At 32.3% G+C, this 21,238-nt stretch carries 23 protein-coding genes; 15 read left to right on the top strand and 8 right to left on the bottom strand.

Annotated elements, in window-relative coordinates; genetic code table 11:
- Positions 1–33 precede the first annotated feature (33 nt).
- Positions 34–507 carry a glutathione peroxidase gene (locus KA814_RS06080; protein ID WP_046208589.1) on the bottom strand — a complete coding sequence of 158 codons (474 nt, stop codon included), beginning with the start codon at positions 505–507 and terminating at the stop codon, positions 34–36.
- Positions 508–610: 103 nt separating this feature from the next.
- On the opposite strand from KA814_RS06080, the gene hflX reads away from it, so the two are divergent.
- From hflX to KA814_RS06050, 6 genes are all read left to right on the top strand, one after another.
- Positions 611–1,843, top strand: coding sequence for a GTPase HflX (gene hflX / locus KA814_RS06075; RefSeq protein ID WP_046208588.1), 1,233 nt, complete (start codon positions 611–613; stop codon positions 1,841–1,843).
- Between the two features lie 14 nt (positions 1,844–1,857).
- Positions 1,858–3,081: a methionine gamma-lyase family protein gene (locus KA814_RS06070; RefSeq protein WP_064209013.1), complete on the top strand. Its 1,224-nt coding sequence runs from the start codon at positions 1,858–1,860 to the stop codon at positions 3,079–3,081.
- 242 nt (positions 3,082–3,323) lie between these two features.
- Positions 3,324–3,692 carry a MerR family transcriptional regulator gene (locus KA814_RS06065; RefSeq protein WP_073342234.1) on the top strand — a complete coding sequence of 123 codons (369 nt, stop codon included), beginning with the start codon at positions 3,324–3,326 and terminating at the stop codon, positions 3,690–3,692.
- Between the two features lie 21 nt (positions 3,693–3,713).
- Entirely contained in the window at positions 3,714–5,054 is a 1,341-nt protein-coding gene (gene glnA / locus KA814_RS06060; RefSeq protein ID WP_210122696.1) for a type I glutamate--ammonia ligase, read from the top strand.
- 310 nt (positions 5,055–5,364) lie between these two features.
- Positions 5,365–5,565 (top strand): hypothetical protein, encoded by a 201-nt coding sequence (locus KA814_RS06055; protein ID WP_046208585.1) that lies wholly within the window; start codon positions 5,365–5,367, stop codon positions 5,563–5,565.
- Positions 5,566–5,696: 131 nt separating this feature from the next.
- The gene (locus tag KA814_RS06050) at positions 5,697–6,245 is read left to right on the top strand and encodes a GNAT family N-acetyltransferase (protein WP_064209012.1); all 549 of its coding nucleotides are present in this window, start codon (positions 5,697–5,699) and stop codon (positions 6,243–6,245) included.
- Positions 6,246–6,354: 109 nt separating this feature from the next.
- On the opposite strand, the gene KA814_RS06045 is transcribed toward KA814_RS06050, so the two are convergent.
- A complete protein-coding gene (locus KA814_RS06045; RefSeq protein ID WP_046208583.1) occupies positions 6,355–6,546 on the bottom strand; it encodes a hypothetical protein in 192 nt (63 codons plus the stop codon).
- A 177-nt stretch (positions 6,547–6,723) separates the two neighbouring features.
- Here KA814_RS06045 and nucI point away from each other — a divergent pair, with 177 nt between their 5' ends.
- Complete coding sequence (gene nucI, locus KA814_RS06040) at positions 6,724–7,257, top strand: thermonuclease NucI (RefSeq protein ID WP_046208582.1); 534 nt, start codon at positions 6,724–6,726, stop codon at positions 7,255–7,257.
- Between the two features lie 236 nt (positions 7,258–7,493).
- On the opposite strand, the gene KA814_RS06035 is transcribed toward nucI, so the two are convergent.
- Entirely contained in the window at positions 7,494–8,357 is an 864-nt protein-coding gene (locus KA814_RS06035; protein ID WP_046208581.1) for an NERD domain-containing protein, read from the bottom strand.
- A 283-nt stretch (positions 8,358–8,640) separates the two neighbouring features.
- On the opposite strand from KA814_RS06035, the gene KA814_RS06030 reads away from it, so the two are divergent.
- Together KA814_RS06030 and KA814_RS06025 are read left to right on the top strand one after the other, a co-directional pair.
- Positions 8,641–9,087, top strand: a complete 447-nt coding sequence (locus KA814_RS06030; protein ID WP_226857773.1) for a DeoR/GlpR family DNA-binding transcription regulator — start codon at positions 8,641–8,643, stop codon at positions 9,085–9,087.
- A 111-nt stretch (positions 9,088–9,198) separates the two neighbouring features.
- Positions 9,199–9,792 (top strand): hypothetical protein, encoded by a 594-nt coding sequence (locus tag KA814_RS06025; protein WP_046208579.1) that lies wholly within the window; start codon positions 9,199–9,201, stop codon positions 9,790–9,792.
- Between the two features lie 96 nt (positions 9,793–9,888).
- Here KA814_RS06025 and KA814_RS06020 read toward each other — a convergent pair whose 3' ends face one another.
- A complete protein-coding gene (locus KA814_RS06020) occupies positions 9,889–11,256 on the bottom strand; it encodes an aspartate kinase (protein WP_064209011.1) in 1,368 nt (455 codons plus the stop codon).
- 192 nt (positions 11,257–11,448) lie between these two features.
- Here KA814_RS06020 and KA814_RS06015 point away from each other — a divergent pair, with 192 nt between their 5' ends.
- Genes KA814_RS06015 through KA814_RS06000 form a run of 4 tightly spaced genes read left to right on the top strand, consistent with a single transcriptional unit; the run spans position 11,449 to position 15,569 of the window.
- Positions 11,449–12,732, top strand: a complete 1,284-nt coding sequence (locus tag KA814_RS06015) for a homoserine dehydrogenase (protein WP_064209010.1) — start codon at positions 11,449–11,451, stop codon at positions 12,730–12,732.
- A 5-nt stretch (positions 12,733–12,737) separates the two neighbouring features.
- Entirely contained in the window at positions 12,738–13,799 is a 1,062-nt protein-coding gene (gene thrC / locus KA814_RS06010; RefSeq protein WP_064209009.1) for a threonine synthase, read from the top strand.
- Position 13,800: 1 nt separating this feature from the next.
- Positions 13,801–14,712 (top strand): homoserine kinase, encoded by a 912-nt coding sequence (gene thrB, locus KA814_RS06005; RefSeq protein ID WP_064209008.1) that lies wholly within the window; start codon positions 13,801–13,803, stop codon positions 14,710–14,712.
- 53 nt (positions 14,713–14,765) lie between these two features.
- Positions 14,766–15,569: a Cof-type HAD-IIB family hydrolase gene (locus KA814_RS06000; RefSeq protein ID WP_064209007.1), complete on the top strand. Its 804-nt coding sequence runs from the start codon at positions 14,766–14,768 to the stop codon at positions 15,567–15,569.
- Between the two features lie 274 nt (positions 15,570–15,843).
- Here the strand turns inward: KA814_RS06000 and KA814_RS05995 are convergent, their stop codons facing one another.
- Positions 15,844–16,158, bottom strand: coding sequence for a hypothetical protein (locus KA814_RS05995; protein ID WP_046208573.1), 315 nt, complete (start codon positions 16,156–16,158; stop codon positions 15,844–15,846).
- A 203-nt stretch (positions 16,159–16,361) separates the two neighbouring features.
- Positions 16,362–17,807, bottom strand: a complete 1,446-nt coding sequence (locus KA814_RS05990) for an amino acid permease (protein ID WP_064209006.1) — start codon at positions 17,805–17,807, stop codon at positions 16,362–16,364.
- Between the two features lie 223 nt (positions 17,808–18,030).
- On the opposite strand from KA814_RS05990, the gene KA814_RS05985 reads away from it, so the two are divergent.
- Positions 18,031–19,518, top strand: a complete 1,488-nt coding sequence (locus tag KA814_RS05985; protein ID WP_046208571.1) for a catalase — start codon at positions 18,031–18,033, stop codon at positions 19,516–19,518.
- 329 nt (positions 19,519–19,847) lie between these two features.
- Here the strand turns inward: KA814_RS05985 and KA814_RS05980 are convergent, their stop codons facing one another.
- On the bottom strand, positions 19,848–20,096 hold the full coding sequence (locus KA814_RS05980) for a hypothetical protein (RefSeq protein WP_064209005.1): 249 nt from the start codon (positions 20,094–20,096) through the stop codon (positions 19,848–19,850).
- A 350-nt stretch (positions 20,097–20,446) separates the two neighbouring features.
- Positions 20,447–20,596 carry a 50S ribosomal protein L33 gene (gene rpmG / locus KA814_RS05975; protein ID WP_017724369.1) on the bottom strand — a complete coding sequence of 50 codons (150 nt, stop codon included), beginning with the start codon at positions 20,594–20,596 and terminating at the stop codon, positions 20,447–20,449.
- A 223-nt stretch (positions 20,597–20,819) separates the two neighbouring features.
- Here rpmG and rpsN point away from each other — a divergent pair, with 223 nt between their 5' ends.
- Positions 20,820–21,089 (top strand): 30S ribosomal protein S14, encoded by a 270-nt coding sequence (gene rpsN / locus KA814_RS05970; protein ID WP_046208569.1) that lies wholly within the window; start codon positions 20,820–20,822, stop codon positions 21,087–21,089.
- Positions 21,090–21,238 lie beyond the last annotated feature (149 nt).

The raw sequence follows: 21,238 nt of genomic DNA, 5'->3' as shown, positions 1-21,238 counted from the left end.
AGTGTAGCTTTCTTCTTTAAATCAGTAATTTATTTATAATAACGCTTCAATATCAGCTTCAATTTGGCTCGGTTTTTTCTGTGGCGCATATCGATTAGTTACATTACCTTCTCTATCGATTAAAAATTTGGTGAAGTTCCATTTGATTTTTTCATTGAAAAATCCATTTTGTTGTTCTGTCAGAAATTGATATAAAGGGTGTTGATTTTCGCCTTTGACATCAATTTTTTCGTGCATTGGGAAAGAAACGCCATAGTTAATTTTACAGTTTTGAGTAGCTTCTTCACCCGTACCTGGTTCTTGACCTCCGAATTGGTTACATGGAAAACCTAGCACAACAAATCCTTGATCTTTATAGTTGTCGTATAAGTGTTGTAGTCCTTCAAATTGTGGTGTGAAGCCACACTCACTTGCAGTATTGACAATTAGTAATACTTTATTTTTATATTCTTCTAACTTGTAAGTTTCGCCATTTGGTTTTTGAACTTCTATATCGTATATAGTCATATCATGTCACCTCTTATTATTAATTTAACATAATTTGAGAAGATAGTCTTTATATAAACACTATGATAAAATAGCAAAGAAAACTTTGAAAGAGGTGCATGTTATGAGCCAACAAACACATACGACTAAAAAAGAATTAGAGACAGCGATTTTAGTTGGCGTACAAGCTCAAACCGATGAAGTGTTTGATTTTGAATCAACAATGGAAGAATTAGCTTCATTGTCTGAAACATGCCAATTAAATGTACAAGCTGAATTTACCCAGAACAGACAACATTTTGATAATAAATATTACGTTGGAAAAGGTAAATTAGAGGACATAAAAGCTTATATAGAAATGAATGATATAGATGTACTTGTTGCTAATGATGAATTGACTACAGCCCAGTCAAAAACATTAAATGGTAATCTGAACGTTAAAATTATCGACAGAACACAACTGATTTTAGAGATATTTGCACTTCGAGCAAGAAGTAAAGAAGGTAAGCTTCAGGTAGAATTAGCGCAATTAGATTATTTATTACCTAGACTTCAAGGTCATGGGCGTAGTTTATCAAGATTAGGTGGTGGCATCGGAACGAGAGGTCCAGGCGAAACTAAGTTAGAAATGGATCGTCGTCATATTAGAACACGTATGAATGAAATCAAACATCAATTAGAAACGGTGGTTGAACATCGAGAGCGATATCGCAACAAACGTGAACAAAATAATGTGTTTCAAGTAGCACTTATTGGATATACAAACGCTGGTAAATCATCTTGGTTTAATGCATTGGCGAATGAAGCTACTTATGAGAAAAACTTGCTTTTTGCTACGCTAGATCCTAAAACAAGACAAATTCAAATCAATGATGGATTTAACCTAATCATATCTGATACGGTTGGTTTTATTCAAAAACTACCAACTACACTCATTGCTGCGTTTAAATCCACTTTAGAAGAGGCGAAAGGCGCAGATTTGCTATTACATGTTGTGGATGCTAGTCATCCTGAATATCGAGTTCAGTATGATACAGTAAACCAAATCATAGGTGACTTAGATATGGGGCATATTCCACAAGCTATTATTTTTAATAAAAAAGATTTACACGAAGGAACTATGCCAACAACTCATTTACCATCAGTTTTTGTTTCGAGTAAAAATGAAGAAGATGAAGACAAAGTGAAACAATTACTTATAGAGCAAGTTAAATCAGCTTTAACTTTTTATGAAGAAAATGTCTCAAGTGCTGATGCGGATAGATTATATTTCTTGAAACAACATACACTCGTCACAGAAATCATATTTAATGAGAAAGATGCAACATATACTGTAAAAGGGTTTAAAAAAGAATAGGAAGAAGAATTACGATGAAAAATATGAAACAATTAATAGCAGATACAGAAGCAAAACTAGAACCTTATTTTAAAAATATAGAAGAGATTGCTTATATCAATCAAGAAAAAGTGTTGGACGCGTTCCACGCTGTTAAAGTATCCGAAAGTGACTTACTTGGCACAACGGGTTATGGATATGATGATATAGGTCGAGATCATCTAGAAGCTGTATATGCACATGCATTTAAGGCGGAAGACGCATTAGTGCGCCCTCAGATTATTTCTGGTACGCATGCGATTACAATTGCTTTACAAAGTACTTTGAAATATGGGGATGAATTAATGTATATTACAGGTGATCCTTATGATACATTATTAGAAGTGATAGGTATTAATGGTAATGGTATAGAAAGTTTAAAAGAACACGGAGTAATATATAATAAAGTAGACTTAAAGCACGGTGAAATCGATATTGATAAGGTATTAACTAAAATATCACCACAAACTAAGGTCATCGCTATTCAGCGTTCGAAAGGTTATGATCAACGACCATCCATAGATTTAACAAAAATAGAAAGTGCAATTCAACAAATAAAAGCGCAATATCCTGAAATCATAATATTTGTAGATAATTGCTATGGTGAATTTGTAGAAGAACGAGAACCTATAGAGTGCGGCGCTGATTTAATGGCTGGTTCCTTAATTAAAAACCCTGGTGGAGGGCTAGCTAAAATCGGTGGTTATATCGTTGGAAATGAAACATTGGTGGAAAGATGTGGATACCGTTTAACTGCGCCAGGAATTGGTAAAGAAGCTGGTGCCTCACTATATTCGTTACAAGAAATGTATCAAGGATTTTTCTTAGCGCCTCATGTTGTGAGCCAAAGTTTGAAAGGTGCATTATTTACGAGTTTGTTACTAGAACAAATGAATATGCACACCTCACCAAGATTTGATGTGCCTAGAACGGATTTAATTCAAACGGTCACTTTTGATACGAAGGAACAGATGATTCAATTTTGCCAAAGTATTCAAGCAGCTTCACCGATTAACGCACATTTTAGTCCTGAACCATCTTATATGCCGGGTTATGAAGATGATGTCATTATGGCTGCGGGTACGTTTGTTCAAGGTTCTTCAATTGAATTATCAGCAGATGGTCCTATAAGACCACCGTATGAGGCTTATGTTCAAGGTGGCTTAACGTATGAACACGTTAAATTAGCTGTAACAAGAGCTGTTGAAAAAATATTTTAATAAATTTAAAGAGAGGCCACATTGTATTTATAGCTAGGTCAAATAGCAAATTAAAATGCATATGTGGCTATTTCTAATTATAGAAAAAATTTCGGAAAATTCTGCGATTAAATGTAGGAAGTGCATTATAAAGTTAATTAAATCAATGGTTTGAAGTATATGTTAGAAAACCTGACATATTTTTGAATTGCTTTAAGAATTATGCTAAATTAAATACAAGTTCAAAAATAGAGGTGATTGGATTGGAGTCAAAAGATACGATACGACGAAGCATGCCGGTCTTCTCTATGAGTGTTGTTACGAAATTAAGTGAACTAACTGCTAGACAAGTTCGCTATTATGAGACACATGAACTGATTAAACCACATAGGTCAGAAGGAAATAAACGACTTTTTTCGTTAAACGATTTGGAACGCCTTTTAGAGATAAAAAGATTGATAGAAAAAGGCTTTAATTTAAAAGGTATTAAACAGATTTTAAATGACGAACAAGATCACCTTTCTGATGATGAACAAGAAACGAGAAAACAAATGATTGTTGATGCTACACAGAAACCACAACGAGAAGCGATTCCGATAAATCGTGGTGACTTATCTCGATTTATCAAATAAAATTAATGGGGGACATTTATAATGGCAAAACGTACATTTACCAAGGAAGACATACACAAGTTCGCTAAGGAAGAAAATGTCAGATACCTACGTTTGCAATTCACTGATATTTTAGGTGTTATTAAAAACGTGGAAGTACCAGTAAGCCAATTAGAAAAAGTTTTAGACAATGAAATGATGTTTGATGGATCTTCAATCGAAGGCTTCGTCCGTATTGAAGAATCAGATATGTATTTATGTCCAGATTTAGATACATGGGTTATTTTCCCATGGACAGCAGGTCAAGGCAAAGTGGCTCGTCTTATCTGCGATGTTTATAAAACAGACGGCACACCGTTTGAAGGTGACCCACGTGCAAACTTGAAACGTGTATTAAAAAACATGCAAGATTTAGGGTTTAGTGAACTTAATTTAGGACCAGAACCTGAATTCTTCTTGTTTAAATTAGATGAAAAAGGTGAACCAACATTAGAATTAAATGATAATGGTGGTTACTTCGACCTTGCGCCTACAGATTTAGGTGAAAATTGTCGTCGTGATATTGTTTTAGAATTAGAGGACATGGGCTTTGATATTGAAGCAAGTCACCATGAAGTGGCACCAGGACAACATGAAATTGATTTTAAATATGCAGATGCTATCACTGCGTGTGATAATATCCAAACATTTAAATTAGTTGTTAAAACAATTGCACGTCAACACAATCTTCATGCAACATTTATGCCTAAACCATTATTTGGTGTGAACGGAAGCGGCATGCACTTCAATATGTCACTCTTCAAGGGTAAAGAAAATGCCTTTTACGATTCTGAAGGCGATATGGAAATGACTAAAGATGCATATCATTTTATCGCAGGTATTCTAAAAAATGCACGAGGTTTAACTGGTGTATGTAATCCATTGGTTAATTCTTATAAACGTTTAGTTCCAGGTTATGAAGCACCATGCTATATTGCTTGGAGTGGTAAAAACCGTTCGCCATTAATTCGTGTACCAACTTCACGTGGTTTATCAACACGTGTAGAAGTTCGTTCGGTAGATCCAGCAGCCAATCCTTACTTAGCATTAGCGGCTATTTTACAAGCGGGCTTAGATGGTATTGAAAATAAATTAGAAGTACCTGAGCCAGTAAATCAAAATATATATGAAATGAATCGTGAAGAACGTGAAGCCGTTGGTATTCAAGATTTACCATCAACATTATATACTGCTATTAAAGCAATGAAAGATAATGATTCTATTAAAGAGGCTTTGGGTAATCACATTTATAATCAATTTATAAATTCTAAATCTATTGAATGGGATTATTATAGAACTCAAGTTTCTGAATGGGAAAGAGAGCAATATTTAAAACAATACTAGGTGCTAAGCAAAAGGGGCAAACACTAGGTATACAAGCAATCCAAGTCACTTACTCATAAGTGATTTGGATTGCTTTTTTAAGCACCTATTTGTATTAATTAAAGCTTTTTGGGTGGAAATTGAGGACGATAAGCATTGTTTGAACTATTAAAGAATAAAAAAACTATGTAAAATATGTATGAAGTGATATAATTTTTGAAAATAAGATTAGGGGTTTTGAAAAAACATATCATATTTATAGTTTTTTAAGTAAAAATAACTTTTAATCTTATTAAAATGATTAAAAATAATTAAAAGGGGTTGTAGTTACATGCAAGAAGTAAAACTAAGTACATTAAAAGCGAGTTCCTTAAAAGAATTAGAAAGTAGCATAAATGCATATTTAAAAGATGAAGAAGTAGCGGATTATCAATTACTCAATTCAACCGTTCGTGAAGTAGAAGAGCGTGCTTTCTCAGCAAATGAAGAAGAGTTTCATGCTATATTAACATTTATAAAAGAAGTAGAGTAAATACAAGCGTTATAAGTTATAATGCAAGTAAGGTTCAGTGAATTGAAAACTATACTAATTGAGGTTGAGACGAACATCATGTCTCAACCTTTTTCTGATGACAAATGGCTTGTGAGTGAGGGGATTAAGGTATGAAATATTTAAAAGTACAGATGATAAGAGAAAATTTAGAAAGTATTCCACAGTATGAATTGCCTGTTGGATATAAAATTCGAAATTTTAAAATAGGAGAAGAAGTAAAATGGGCAAATTTAGAAATGAAAGTAAATGAATTTGATACTACAGATCAAGCATTGACACATTTTAACACTGAATTCGGACAAAATATGCATGAAATGGAACAAAGATGTTTGTTTCTTGAAAATCCTAAAGGTGAAGTCATAGGTACTACAACAGCATGGTATGGAAATTTAACAAGAGATAGTAAAATTTGCGGACGCATTCATTGGGTGGCGATACTCCCAGAGTATCAAGGTAAGCAATTGTCTAAACCTTTATTATCTGAAGCAATGAATCGCCTATCTCAATATCATAACCAAGCGTTTTTAACTTCTCAAACCACTAGTTATCAAGCGGTTAATATGTATCTAAATTATGGGTTTAGACCAATCCTTTCAAATGAAAAAGATTACGAAGCATGGACGTTATTAGAAAAAACATTAAAGCGAGCGATTTTATAAATATAACTTCTAAAGCAAAACTTATTTTTTACTATATATAAAAATAACAATAACAATATTATGTTAACTTGAATAAAAAACTGCCGATTTAAACACTCGGCAGAAGGTACTATTTTTTCTTGTTTTTAGTTACAATCACTTGAATGAGAAAGACAATAAATCCAATAAAAAGGCCTAAAAATATTGCTACAACTGCAGATACAAGAGGTGGGAATTGATATTGGTACTGTAATATTAATCCCACTATGATTGCTATAACAATCGCAATAACTGTAATCATGTTCTCCTTAAATATACTCAAGTTGTTCACTCCTATCATCTTAGTATTATACCACGATTTGTTAAGTGAGTTAAAATAAAGAACTATTATAGTTTCATTTGTTGTAAAAGCGTAATTTTTCTTTGGAATGAGCATCTTGACGCAAACTTTAATTTTCTATATGATAATTTGGTATATTCAAAAAAAGTGGGTGCAACAATGAAATCAACAAAGAAAATTACGACATTAATTATAAGTATAGTTGTACTAGGTGTACTGGCATTTCAGTTTATTAATGGTACTGGTCCTTTTTCATCCAATGATTCCAATAACAATCATACTGGACCAAAACAAACTGAGAAAGTACATGTAGCGCGTGTGGTTGATGGAGACACACTAGTAGCAAACAATAGTCAGCATGAACAAATTAAAGTAAGGTTGATAGGTGTAGACACGCCAGAGACTGTTAAACCAAATACACCTGTACAACCATATGGTAAGGAAGCATCTGATTTTTCAAAAGAACATTTAACCGATAAAGATGTCTTTTTAGAATATGATAAAGAAAAAGAAGATCGTTATGGGCGCACATTAGCATATGTATGGTTAGATAAAGAAACCATGTTCAATGAATTGTTAGTGAAAAAAGGATTGGCAAGAGAAAAATATTTTTCACCAAATGGAAAATATAGAGACTTATTCGAAAAAGCAGAACAGATGGCTAAAAGCAATAAAGAAAATATTTGGAGTTAAAAATTTCAAATGGCTTAAACGCAAATGAGGCTGGTACATAAATAACCATACTCAAAAAAGAGAGCTACCCTAATGGATTAGCTCTCTTTTATATTTAAATCTTTATGATTTTAACCGTGCTTGTTTGTCTGTGTTCAACTTTACTTAATCTAAGTTTGTATTCTTTCATTTAAATCACTTTCAGATATGTCGTCACGTAACAAAATCTCTATTGCAGCTTTTTAAATACCTTTTAATTAGTGAAAATGTGCAAGCAATTCATTGTATTGTGCCTCAGTTAATGATTCTTGAGCATTTACAATCGTCTCACCAATGACTTCTTTTAGTGAAGATTTGGATGAAACTGTTTCTACAAAATCTTGTCTTTCTGTAGGTCCATCAATTAAATTGACGCTGCCATCTGTAAAATAAACTAAACCAATATTTTGAATTCTGTGGTTTAATTGGTCTGCAATTCTATCTTCCAATGCTTTGGCATTTTTTGAAGACTGTTCATATGGATCATAGTTATAAAAGTCATAAATAATAGAATTATTTCTAATTCTTTCTACAAATGTGTATGTTGTTGGTCGTGTTGATTGAAATTGACTGTGGAATTGGTTTGCAATATAACGTCCAACCGTTTGATTTACTGTATCGCTTCCATTATTTTGTGTGTCATTTGTTGGGTCAACCGTGAAATGATAAAATGTTTTTTGCTTCCAGTTTTTCACATTGATATTAAATAATCCTTTTTCAGTAATGACGATGTAATCGAAAGCTCTAGCATATTCAAACAAAGGATGTTTCACTGCTAAATTTCCAGTTGTGATAATATCAAAAAATGAAATTGAACCTTCACTTCGATATTGATTTAATATGTCGTTTAAATCCTGTTTTGCTTTTCTTAATCCATGATGATGTGTATCATTATTTACATCTTTTTCAAGCATTTGATTTTTTAAATATGTGTTTTCACGCGTGATGATACTAATTTTATTTATTAACTGATCTTTTGCGTATGATTCAGTCTCAAGCTTATGATTCATCACTCTTCTTTCAATAATAATAACTAATAATAGTATTACAATAATAATTGCTAAAATAATCGGGAAAAACATTGGTATCATCCTAATCTAAATATTTTTAATAAACTATATTTTACTCTTTTATTTATATTAGTACAAATACAACTAACTAATAAGTTCAATATTAGTATAATCATATTTTTTAATTATAAGCAATTCCTACTTAATATATAATAGAGCGATTTGATTTATTATAGAAATTAATGAATTAAAAAACATATATGCCTATTAAATAAGTGCTAAATCGGGTAATACATATATTATCAATGAAACTAAGTATTGAAAAGTCTGTTTGGAGGACATTGAATTGACGACTATGAAAAAATATATCAACTACATAATAGAAAATATAAATAATGAAGATGTTATTGCATTCGATAATCATCCAGTTAATTATCAAATTCTTGACGAATTATATGATGCTAATCTTAAAATTTCAGTGATTACTTTTTCAACAGATATCATTAAATATGTCGCAAGATACACTGATTTTAATATCATAATGCCGAATGGAAAAGTAGACAATGCACTACATATTATTACTGGTTCGGAAGTGATCCAAACATTTGCGAGATATCGCATTCGTTATTATTTTGCAACTGCACCTTACATGGTAGATAAGGCGCTGTACCAAACATTGCCAGAAATTGCTGAAATTCAGTTGGCTTTATACCATAGTTCAGAAGCATTATTTATTGTTAACAGACCGAGCATTTTGAACCAACAAAATCGACAAGACTATAGCTATATTGGCAAGTTTTAAATAAAAATGTGTTTAAGTTCACATTTTTGTGCTTTTCACATTGAAAAATACGACAACAAATAATATAATAATTATTAATGGAAACGCTTACTTTTGATAGGAGGTACAGATTTGGCAGTTAGTAATAATAAAAATATTAAAGAAGTTGTAAAAAATTTAACTGAAAATGTACCTGAACTGTTTAAATATAATGGTGAAGTCGCAAAACAACTCTTTCTTCATGATGAGTTTAATTTAGACGATAAGGTTGATATTAGTGTCGAAAGAAAATATCTAGGTGAAGTTTTAAAGTTTATACCTAAAGATAATACGATTGTGTTACATGACGGTACAAATACTACTACTGATTTTTCAAAGTTAAAATTTGCAGATGTTACTCACGCAAATATTTATATAAATGATGAGTTAATCATGACAATCATCGTTTATGACGTAGAAAATGATGAATGGATGTTTAGATGGAATCACAATATTCGATTACCTGAAAAGCATATTTATTTTCATTCTATCAAATGGGATGTAGATTATATTAAACCTGAAATTGTGTTAATGTATGAATTATTAGATCCGATTGATTATCATCAATTACCGAATTATAGAAGCGTAATTGATTCATTAAGTTATTATCAATTTGTTATTTTACGCTTAGTAGTCGGAGATGAACGTATTAACCAAGCACTTATATCTGAAAAAAAAGCAATTTAAAAACCCTTCAAATCATTCAATAGTATTCATTAACTTTCAAATGAGTCTATACGATTTGAAGGATTTTTTTATAGACATAAATTTTTGAATTATTATTTAAATATTCAAACAATTTTTAGTGTAACAATATTCATAAGTCGCATTGACAGCTTTCTCGGCATCTGTCACATCGATACCAAACATCATAGAAATTTCTGAGGCGCCTTGGTTCATCATTTTTAAGTTGATATTTGATTCTGCAAGTGCATGCGTAATTGTGCTAGCTGTGCCAACGATTCTATGCATGCCTTCACCAACTACCATTAAAATTGCCAAATCATGTTCAATGCTTAACTCATCTACATCACAATTTTTACGTATATCATTAAGTACTTGTTCCTCTTTGTTTTGTATCTCTTTAGAGCGCATGATGATACTAATGTTATCTATACCTGATGGCATATGATCAAATGAAATATTATAGTCTTCTAGTACAGCTAATATTTTACGTGTAAAACCAACTTGTCTATTCATAAGGTATTTTTTAATATTTAATACTGTGAAATCTTTGTCACAGCTAATACCACTTACAACACTATTTGAATCAATTTCTCTATCATGTCTAATATAGGTGCCTATATCATTAGGTCTATTTGTATTTTTTATAACGACAGGAATTCTATCTTTGTGTAATGGTTGTAACGCTTCATCATGGAATACACCAAAACCAGCATAAGACAACTCACGCATTTCACGATAGGTAATTTCATTTATGACTTCAGGGTTTTTAACAATAGAAGGGTTGGCTCTAAAAATGCCTGAAACATCTGTAAAGTTTTCATATAAATCCGCTCTCACACCTCTTGCTACTATGGCTCCTGTTATATCTGAACCACCACGAGGAAATGTGACCACGTAATTTTGTCTTGAAATACCAAAAAATCCAGGAATGATTAACTTTTCTTCAAATGACCGTAATTTATACAGTGCTTCATATGATTGATTTAAGATTTGCGCATTTTGAGGTAAATCTGTAACGGTAATACCAGCTTCTCCAGGTGAAATGTAGCGCGTTGGAATGCCTTGGCTGTTATTATATTCTGCAATAATTTGAGCATTAAAATCCTCGCCACATGAAAGTAGAGCATCAAGTAGTCTTGATGGTTTTTTCCTCAATGTTGCTATGTAATTTTCTAAAGTCTCATCAATTGTTTTTAAAAGTGTGTCGCTCATATTGAGTTCGTTAATAATATCCTTGTAGCGTTGAATAATTTCCTCTTTTTTAGAAGTGTAGTCCAATCGTTCTATTACTTTTTCGTAAAGTCGAATTAATAAATCAGTGGTTTTTACATCATCTTTATCGCGCTTTCCTGGAGCTGAAACAACTACAATTTTACGAGCTTCATCTGAATTAACAATATCTAATACTTTTTTAATTTGCTCTGCATTGGAAACAGAGCTTCCTCCGAATTTAGTTACTTTCATAATGTTATACAACCTTTCTAAAAAATCAGAAAATTTAGTTTAGTTTTTATCACAGGAGTGATAATATATATATACGTTTTAAATATACATAGACTTTACAAAAATAATGAATGAATTTATACTATACCATATTCAAGTATTTTTCAACTGTACAATTGTATTTTTTAGATAAACAAACGGAGGAATGAAGACATGAAAGAATTAAATGTAGCACTACTTGGTTTAGGAACAGTAGGTTCTGGTGTAGTAAAAATAATAGAAGAAAATAGAGAACAAATTAGAGAAACGATGAATAAAGATATTAATATTAGACATATATTAGTACGTGACAAGTCTAGAAAACGGCCTATTAACACATCAAAATATAACTTAACAGAAGATATAGAAGATATATTTAATGATGACTCAATAGATATTATCGTCGAAGTGCTCGGAGGCGTTGAACCTACAGTAGAATGGTTAAAACGCGCATTGAGTGAGCAAAAACATGTGATTACAGCAAATAAAGATTTGTTAGCTGAAAACTTACGAGAGTTAGAACATTTAGCGCAAGAAAATGACGTTGCTTTAAAATATGAAGCTAGTGTTGCAGGCGGTATTCCTATTGTAAATGCGATAAACAATGGTTTAAATGCTAATAATATAAGTAAATTTATGGGGATTTTAAATGGTACATCTAACTTTATTTTAAGTAAGATGACTCAAGAAGAGACATCATTTGAAGAAGCTTTGGCAGAAGCACAACGTCTAGGGTTTGCAGAAGCGGATCCAACTGATGATGTTGAAGGTGTTGATGCAGCACGAAAAGTCGTCATTACCTCGTATTTATCGTTTAACCAAGTAATTAATTTAGATGAAGTTGATAGATATGGCATTAGCGATGTTACGCTACCAGATATTAAAGTAGCTGATAAACTTGGCTATAAGATAAAATTGATAGGTAAAGGTACATATGAAAATGCTCAGGTCAATGCATCTGTTGCACCAACTTTGATTGATAAAAGCCATCAGTTAGCGTCTGTTGAAGATGAATTTAACGCGATTTATGTTATTGGTGACGCTGTTGGAGAAACAATGTTTTATGGTAAAGGTGCGGGTAGTTTAGCAACAGGAAGTGCTGTTGTCAGTGATTTATTAAATGTAACATTTAATTTTGATACTAATTTACATACGTTACCCCCGCATTTTGAATTAAAAACAGAAGAAACCAAAGAAATGATGAATGATGAAGAAGATACGATTGTTATTAAAGGTAAGGAAAGTTATTATGTTGTAGTCCAAACAGATGGGGAAGATGTAAAACAAGTTGAAACCTTGTTAAAAGGCGAATTACCTGTTCATAAATCATTAGTAGTGGCTGAACGTGATGCACATACTGCAGGTGTGGTTATTATAGGTATTGATGAATCACCGATAGCAACGATTCAAGAATCAGGCTATGTAGTACAGAAAATATACCCAGTTGAAGGAGTTTAATGTTTATGAAAAATTGGCAAGGACTTGTAGAAGAATTTAAAGCATATTTACCAGTGACAGCTGATACACCAAAAGTAAGTTTAAATGAAGGTCATACGCCTTTGATATATTGCGAGAATATGTCTGAAATGCTTGGTATTGAATTACATGTTAAGTATGAAGGTGCAAATCCAACAGGTTCATTTAAAGATAGAGGCATGGTAATGGCAATGGCAAAAGCTAAAGAAGAAGGCAAGAAAATTGTGATTTGTGCTTCAACTGGCAATACGTCAGCCTCTGCAGCAGCGTATGCTGCGAGAGCAGGCTTAAAAGCGATTGTCGTTATTCCAGAAGGGAAAATAGCTTTAGGTAAATTGTCACAAGCAGTTATGTACGGTGCAGAAATTGTTTCTATAGAAGGCAATTTTGATGAAGCGCTTGAAATTGTACAAGAAGTGGCTAAAAATGGTGAAATCGCGCTTGTGAACTCTGTTAATCCTTATCGTATTGAAGGTCAAAAAACAAGCGCTTTTGAAGTAATTCAACAGCTGAATGGCCAAGCACCAGATATATTATCGATTCCGGTTGGAAATGCTGGTAATATTTCAGCATATTGGAAAGGATTTAAAGAGTATCATGACGTAAATGATACACAACTTCCTCATTTATACGGGTTCCAAGCTGAAGGTGCATCACCAATCGTTCAAAATAAAGTAGTGAAGAATCCAGATACGGTAGCTACTGCAATTAGAATTGGTAACCCAGCAAGTTGGGATAAAGCTAATTATGCTCTAAAAGAATCACAAGGCCTCATTGATAGTGTATCAGACGAAGAAATTTTAGAAGCATACCAATTGATGGCTCAAAAAGAAGGTATATTTAGTGAACCTGCAAGTAATGCCTCTATTGCTGGTTTGATTAAGTTGCATCGTGCTGGTAAGTTACCTAAGGGTAAACGCGTAGTGTCAGTATTGACTGGTAATGGCTTAAAAGATCCAGATACAGCTATTTCATTATTAGATAACCCAATTAAGCCACTACCAAATGATAGAGAAAGCATTTTAGAATATATTAAAGGAGCACTTTAGTATGAGTGTACACTTACATTTAAAAATACCGGCATCTACTGCTAATTTAGGTGTCGGGTTTGATTCTATTGGAATGGCATTAAATAAATTTTTGTATCTTGATGTGCGTATCAATAATAGCAATAGATGGTCATTTAAACATATAGGCCCTAATGTTGAATCATTACCAACAGATGAAACACACTATATTTATCAAATTGCACAGCAAGTTGCCAATAAATATGATGTGACTTTACCGTCCCTATCTATTGAAATGAGAAGTGAAATCCCGTTAGCAAGAGGCTTAGGTTCCTCTGCTTCTGCACTCGTAGGTGGATTATACATAGCGAATTATTTTGGTGATATAGAGCTTTCTAAATATGAATTATTGCAGTTGGCAACTGAATTTGAAGGACATCCTGATAATGTGGCACCCACGATTTATGGTGGGCTTGTCTTAGGATATTATGATCCTGAAACAAAAGTGACGGATGTATCATATATTGACCCGCCAAAAGCTGATATTATCATTACAATACCATCAAATGAATTGAGTACAACGCTTTCAAGGAATGTCTTGCCGGAAACATTCTCGCATAAAAACGCTGTTAGAAATAGTGCAATCAGTAATACGATGATTAGTGCTTTAATACAACAGAATTATGAATTGGCAGGCAAAATGATGGAACAAGACGGTTTTCATGAACCATATCGCCAACATCTAATCCCAGAATTCCAAACGATTAAACAGATTGCAAAACAATATAAGTCTTATGCTACTGTTATTAGTGGTGCAGGACCAACTGTATTAACCCTGATCGCACCTGAACGAAGCGGCGAACTAGTAAGAGAATTGAAACGTGAATTTACGAATTGTCGATCAGAACTCGTTACAGTCAATATCACAGGTGTTGAATCTGAAGTAGTATATTAGTTTGATTGATTTGTTATAATATAGTTTTGTAGATGTTGAAAGGAGATTATAAGATGGGATATAAATTAATAGTGATGGATATGGATGATACATTAATGACTTCGGATAACGAAGTTAGCGCTGAAACAGCCAAGTATTTAATGAATATCCAAGCGCAAGGTTATAAAGTTGTACTTGCTTCAGGTCGACCAACAGATGGTATGATGCCTACAGCAAAACATTTGAAATTAGACCAATATAAAAGTTATGTCATAAGTTATAATGGTGGAAAAACGGTTAACGTTTCTGATGAAAAAGTGGAAGTGAGTCGCACTGTATCAAAATCTGATTTTGATAGTATTGTTGATTTTTGTAGAGCACATAGTTTGTTTGTTTTAACTTATCAAGATGGTTATATCGTCTATGAGGGTGAGCATGAATATATGAACATTGAATCAGAACTCACAGGCCTGCCAATGAAACAGGTAGATGATTTAAAAGCATATATTCAACAAGATGTACCTAAAGTTATGGGCATTGATTATGTTCCAAATATTACAAGTATTAGAAATAATTTAGATGGTCATTTTAATGAAAACATCGATGTTACTACAAGTAAACCTTTTTTCTTAGAATTTATGGCTCAAGGTGTATCAAAAGGCAATGCGATTACTGAGTTGTGTCAAAAATTAGATATAAACTTATCTCAAGTTATTGGTTTTGGTGATAGTTCGAATGATATATCGATGTTAAAAGTAGTTGGTAAAGCTGTTGCTATGGGTAATGCAAATGATGATGTCAAAGCTGTTGCTGATGAAGTTACTTTAACAAATGATAATGATGGTATCCCACATACTCTGAAATCTTTACTCAATTAAAATGTTGTATTATGTCTTTGATTGATAGTCTTATTCAAAAACCTCATTCTGAATATAGATGAGAGTGGGGCACAAATCTAAAAATAGCACTCAGATGAATTAAATTATATCATCTGAGTGCTTCATTTATTTAATACTTCCTATTATTGACTCGCCTTTTGAATGATAGCTTTAACCTGTAGTCTTCAGCTTGTCCTGTTTCCTCAAGCGTTTCGCTAAAATACGTCACATTTGTCCAAGAATTTTATATCTCAGACTCATCTTAAGTAAGTACTTATTTTGCAGTATGTGTCCATTCATTTTTACCTCGATGTCTTTTGACATGCGCATAGACATTATCTGCTGCATAATTTAAATTGGTATAAACCGTAATTGAAAACGCTGATTGATTGTCTTCAAATGCTTCTTCTGAAAATAGTTCTTTAAGATGGCTAAAAAGACTTTCCATTTGTGAGTGATCTAAACTTGGGTACTCTCTTAATGTGCGTTTGATTAGTTGATCATGTCTTTCTTCAAGTGATTGTACAACAATAACGAAACGTTCATCAGTTTCTAAAATATCGTCAAATAGGTTTGTTTGTCCAATCATAATTTCCACCTCTAAGTCATTAAATTATTAACTTCATTATACCCTAATTTTGACTATCTGAAAATATGATATGTTTTTAATTATTATAAAATCTCATGATAAAGGTTTATTTTAGAATAGGTAGGTAATAAATAACTGTAAGGTTTTTAATATTAAAAAAGCACTGCAAAAAGTATCTTAAAATACTTTTACAGTGCAGTTCATTAATTATAATCATGTTCTTTTAAATCAATGTCTTCGAGTTTAACAATTTTAGTTTGTCGCAATAATTTATGGACAAAATATATGATGGCTAAAATGATCATTGGCGATAGGTTTCTAATTAAGACACTAATGTCGCCTGCTAAAATTGCACCAATTGAATTTCCTATGAATAAGAATAATAACGCAATGATAACTATGATTGGCCCTAATGGATAAAAGGGAGCTTTATAAGGTAGTACTTCATCAGGGTTCTTGTTTTGTTTTTTTATCGCAGACCGCAGTCGGATTTGTGCTATGATACTAGAAGCCCAAACAACGATGACTAAAGAACCAATAATATTTAATAATGAAAAGACGATATCTGATTTAAATTGAGCGATTATAATTATTAATAAAACGATCATAAAAGTTACGAACAATGATACTAAAGGTAACTTTGTAGTTTTATTTAATTTACTCAAAAATCTAGGTGCTTGTTTATCTTCAGCCATTGAGAACAACATTCTACTTGTAGTATAAATACCTGAATTTGCAGCAGATAATAATGAAGTTAAAATAACAGCATTAATAACAGATGCAGCAAATGCAATACCTACACGATCAAAAACGATTGTAAAAGGACTCTGTGAGACAGATTCACTTTTGTTTAATAACAATGGATCTGTGTAAGGAATGATTGCTGAAATAACGGCGATTGATAAAACATAGAACAATAATATTCTCCAAAATACTTGTTTAATTGCTTTTGGCATGGATTGACTTGGATTTGAAGATTCTCCAGCTGTTACGGCTACGACTTCAGTACCGCCGACAGAGAATCCAGCGACAAGTAAAACACCCAGGAAGCCAGAGATACCTCCTACAAAAGGAGCTTCTCCTGTTACGTAGTTACCTAAACCATATGTCTTTCCACCTAAGATACCAATAATCGTTAATACACCAATAACGATGAAAATAATTATTGTTGCAACTTTGATAAGAGATAACCAGAACTCTGTTTCACCAAAAGCTTTTACAGAAAAAATATTAAGTAAGAAAAGTATAGCAAGGAAGATAATACTCCAAGTAACTGGGCTGAAAAATTGGAAGAAATCCCAATAATAAATTACACTTGAAGAAATAATAATATCAACACTTGTAACTAATAGCCAAATTGCCCAATATAGCCACCCCATGGTGAAGCCTAGGGAACTATCAACAAAACGGGTTGAATAAGAACTAAAAGAACCAGATACAGGGTAAAAGGTAGCAAGTTCACCAATTGAAGACATTAAGAAATATAACATTACACCAATAATCAAGTAAGCTAATATTGCACCACCTGGTCCAGCTTGTGATATTACACTTCCAGTAGCTACAAACAAACCTGTGCCAATTGCACCGCCAATTGCTATCATAGAAATGTGTCTTGAATTTAGACCACGATTCATATTGTTTTGTGCCATAATACAGTCTCCTATAGTCTATTGAATTTTAAATATATTCTTCATTTTAATGGTTTTATGATTTAAGAGCAATGCTTTTTATGACTTTAAAGCCATAAAATGTTCAAATATTTTGAAAATTGTTATTTTATACATGTATTGTGAGTTGCTTTTACAAATATTATAGATTAAAATAAGTACTAGGTAATAATTATTATTAATAAGAAAAAGCGGGGGAAATATTATGAGTAACAAGAAAAAATTGACGAGCTTATTTGGCGCACCAGTTTCAGATAGAGAAAATAGTATGACAGCAGGCCCTAGAGGTCCATTATTAATGCAAGATTGGTACTTTTTAGAGCAAATGGCTCATTTTGATAGAGAAGTTATACCTGAAAGACGTATGCATGCAAAAGGTTCAGGTGCATTTGGTACATTTACAGTTACAAATGATATTACACAATATACTTCAGCAAGCATTTTTTCTGAAGTTGGTAAACAAACGGAAATGTTTGCACGTTTTTCAACTGTAGCAGGTGAAAGAGGTGCGGCTGATGCTGAACGTGATATCCGTGGATTTGCGTTGAAATTTTATACAGATGAAGGAAACTGGGATTTAGTAGGAAACAATACACCAGTATTCTTCTTTAGAGATCCAAAATTATTTGCAAGTCTAAACCACGCTGTAAAACGTGACCCAAGAACAAATATGAGAAGCGCACAAAACAACTGGGATTTCTGGACATCTTTGCCTGAAGCATTGCACCAAGTCACAATCTTAATGTCAGACCGTGGTATTCCTAAAGGCTTTAGACATATGCACGGCTTTGGTTCACACACGTACTCAATGTATAACGACAAAGGTGAACGTGTATGGGTAAAATTCCATCACAGAACACAACAAGGTATTGAAAACTTACAACCTGATGAAGCTGCTAATATCATTGCTCATGATAGAGAATCATCACAACGTGATTTATTTGAAGCAATTGAGAATAAAGATTATCCAAAATGGAAATTATATATACAAGTAATGACAGAAGAACAAGCTAGAAATCATAAAGATAATCCATTTGATTTAACTAAAGTTTGGTATAAAGGCGATTATCCACTTATTGAAGTTGGGGAATGGGAACTTAACCGTAATCCAGATAACTATTTCCAAGATGTTGAACAGGCTGCTTTTGCACCAACAAATATTGTACCTGGTATAGATTTCTCTCCAGACAGAATGTTACAAGGTAGATTATTCTCATACGGTGATGCGCAACGTTATAGATTAGGTGTGAACCATTGGCAAATCCCAGTTAACCAACCTAAAGGTGTAGGCATTGAAAATATTTGCCCATTCAGTCGTGATGGTCAAATGAGAATTCTTGATAATAATCAAGGTGGCGGTACACACTACTATCCAAATAGTGATGGCTCATTTGAAGATCAACCTGAATTTAAAAAACCTGGGCTTAAAGTTGAAGGAGAAGCGTATGAATATGATTTCAGAGAAGACGATGATAACTACTTCGAACAACCAGGTCGTTTATTCAGATTACAATCAAAAGAACAACAAGAACGTATTTTTGAAAATACAGCCAATGAAATGCAAGGTACTACTTTAGAGGTACAACATCGTCATATACGTCACTGCTATAAAGCGGATAGCGAGTATGGTAAAGGTGTTGCGAAAGCACTAGGCATTGACATTAATGATGTAGACCTAGAAATTGCAGATTAATAAGTGTATTTTGTTATACACGCATAACCATGTTTCATTCGCGTATAGAATGATATGAAAACAGCTCATTTATTCTAAATATTTGAGTTATCTGTAATGCGTATATGATATTAAACGGATGATTTTTTACTTTATATTGTAAAAAATCATCCGTTTTTATATTTCGTGCTGAAGTATTAAGTATGGTTTAGTTTTTAAGTTGTTCCATTTATAAAAATAGCTTACAAAGTTGGAGAATTGTAAGCTATTAAAGAATTGTTTAATTAACGCTAACAACATAATGTTCGACTGAATGATACCTAATTTTATAACACAGTTATTAAAAATCTTTACCGTGTTTTTATACCTAAGAAGTTTTGTGAATAGAAATGCATTTTCCCACAATTATTACACAATAAAGTTATCATAGGTGTTGGATCATTTCCTAAAGAAGCTGTTAACAATGGTAGAAAATAATGTCCATCTAATATTTCAATATTTGGATGTTCACAGTTACATACGCTTTTATCTTTTGTTTTCTCCGTTATTGAATTGATTATGTGCTTTTTTTGATTTTCAGTAATATGACGATTTTCCATATAAAACGCCTCCATATATTTTAATATACGATCTCATTATAAGGCTTGGGGACCATGATTAATAGACGCTTAACTTATTTAAAAGTGTTAATTAAACACTTTATTGTTAAATAACTATTAAATTTGGTAAATAAATTATAATTTGTAATAAGCGATAGTAAATTTGTGTATCTAAAGTTTTTAAATCACCATTTTTTCAATGAATATTGAAACTTAAAAAATGACTATATAATAAAAAACGTCAATTCTATTGTAATGAAATAGAATTGACGTTTACGCTAAGTCCGAGATGTCTTACCCCAGACAATTAGCTTGAAGTGTCGTATTAAAAAGATAATGAAAGCACAGAATTATTTTGTTTCACGATGTAAAGTGTATTTATTTAATCGTGGACAGAATTTTTTAAGTTCAATTCGTTCTGGATTATTACGCTTGTTTTTAGTGCTAATATAATTACGATCACCACATTCAGTACAAGCTAATGTTATATTTACGCGCAAAGTTAACACCTCTTTCTTAACAGGAATCATTACGTTTTAAAATATTACCATATTCTATTATTAATTTCAATAAGATTTAATTTTGAAAAGTGTATAGTTAATTATATTTTAAATTGATAATCATTATTTGGATTTTAATCATTTAATTATTTTAGTTTGATAAATGAGTAGAATGTGTTATTATACAAAACGTAATTATTACGATTTAAAAGGAGAGAATATTATGGCTAAAAAATCCAAAATTGCTAAGGAACAAAAGAGAGAACGCTTAGTAGCACAATATTACGAATTGAGAAAAGCATTGAAAGAGCAAGGAGATTATGAAGCATTACGCAAATTACCTAGAGATGCTTCACCGACAAGACTGACACGCAGATGCAAAGTAACTGGCCGTCCAAGAGGGGTGCTCAGAAAGTTTGAAATGTCACGTATTGCATTTAGAGAACATGCGCATAAAGGTCAAATACCAGGCGTAAAAAAATCAAGTTGGTAATTTCAGACTTTAGTTCATTTACATTTAAGGTAAAAGCATGTATATTAACTATTGGTAAAGATAAATTAAATGTCATTGTTCGGAAATAACTATCGTATGTATAAGTATTTTCAGTTATAGTTATGAATTTCATTTGAAAATCTTACCTT

Source organism: Staphylococcus sp. GDY8P196P (assembly GCF_017891705.1).
GTDB lineage: Bacteria > Bacillota > Bacilli > Staphylococcales > Staphylococcaceae > Staphylococcus > Staphylococcus ureilyticus.
Note: the sequence above shows the minus strand (reverse complement) of the source record. Positions and strands in the feature narration are given on the sequence as shown.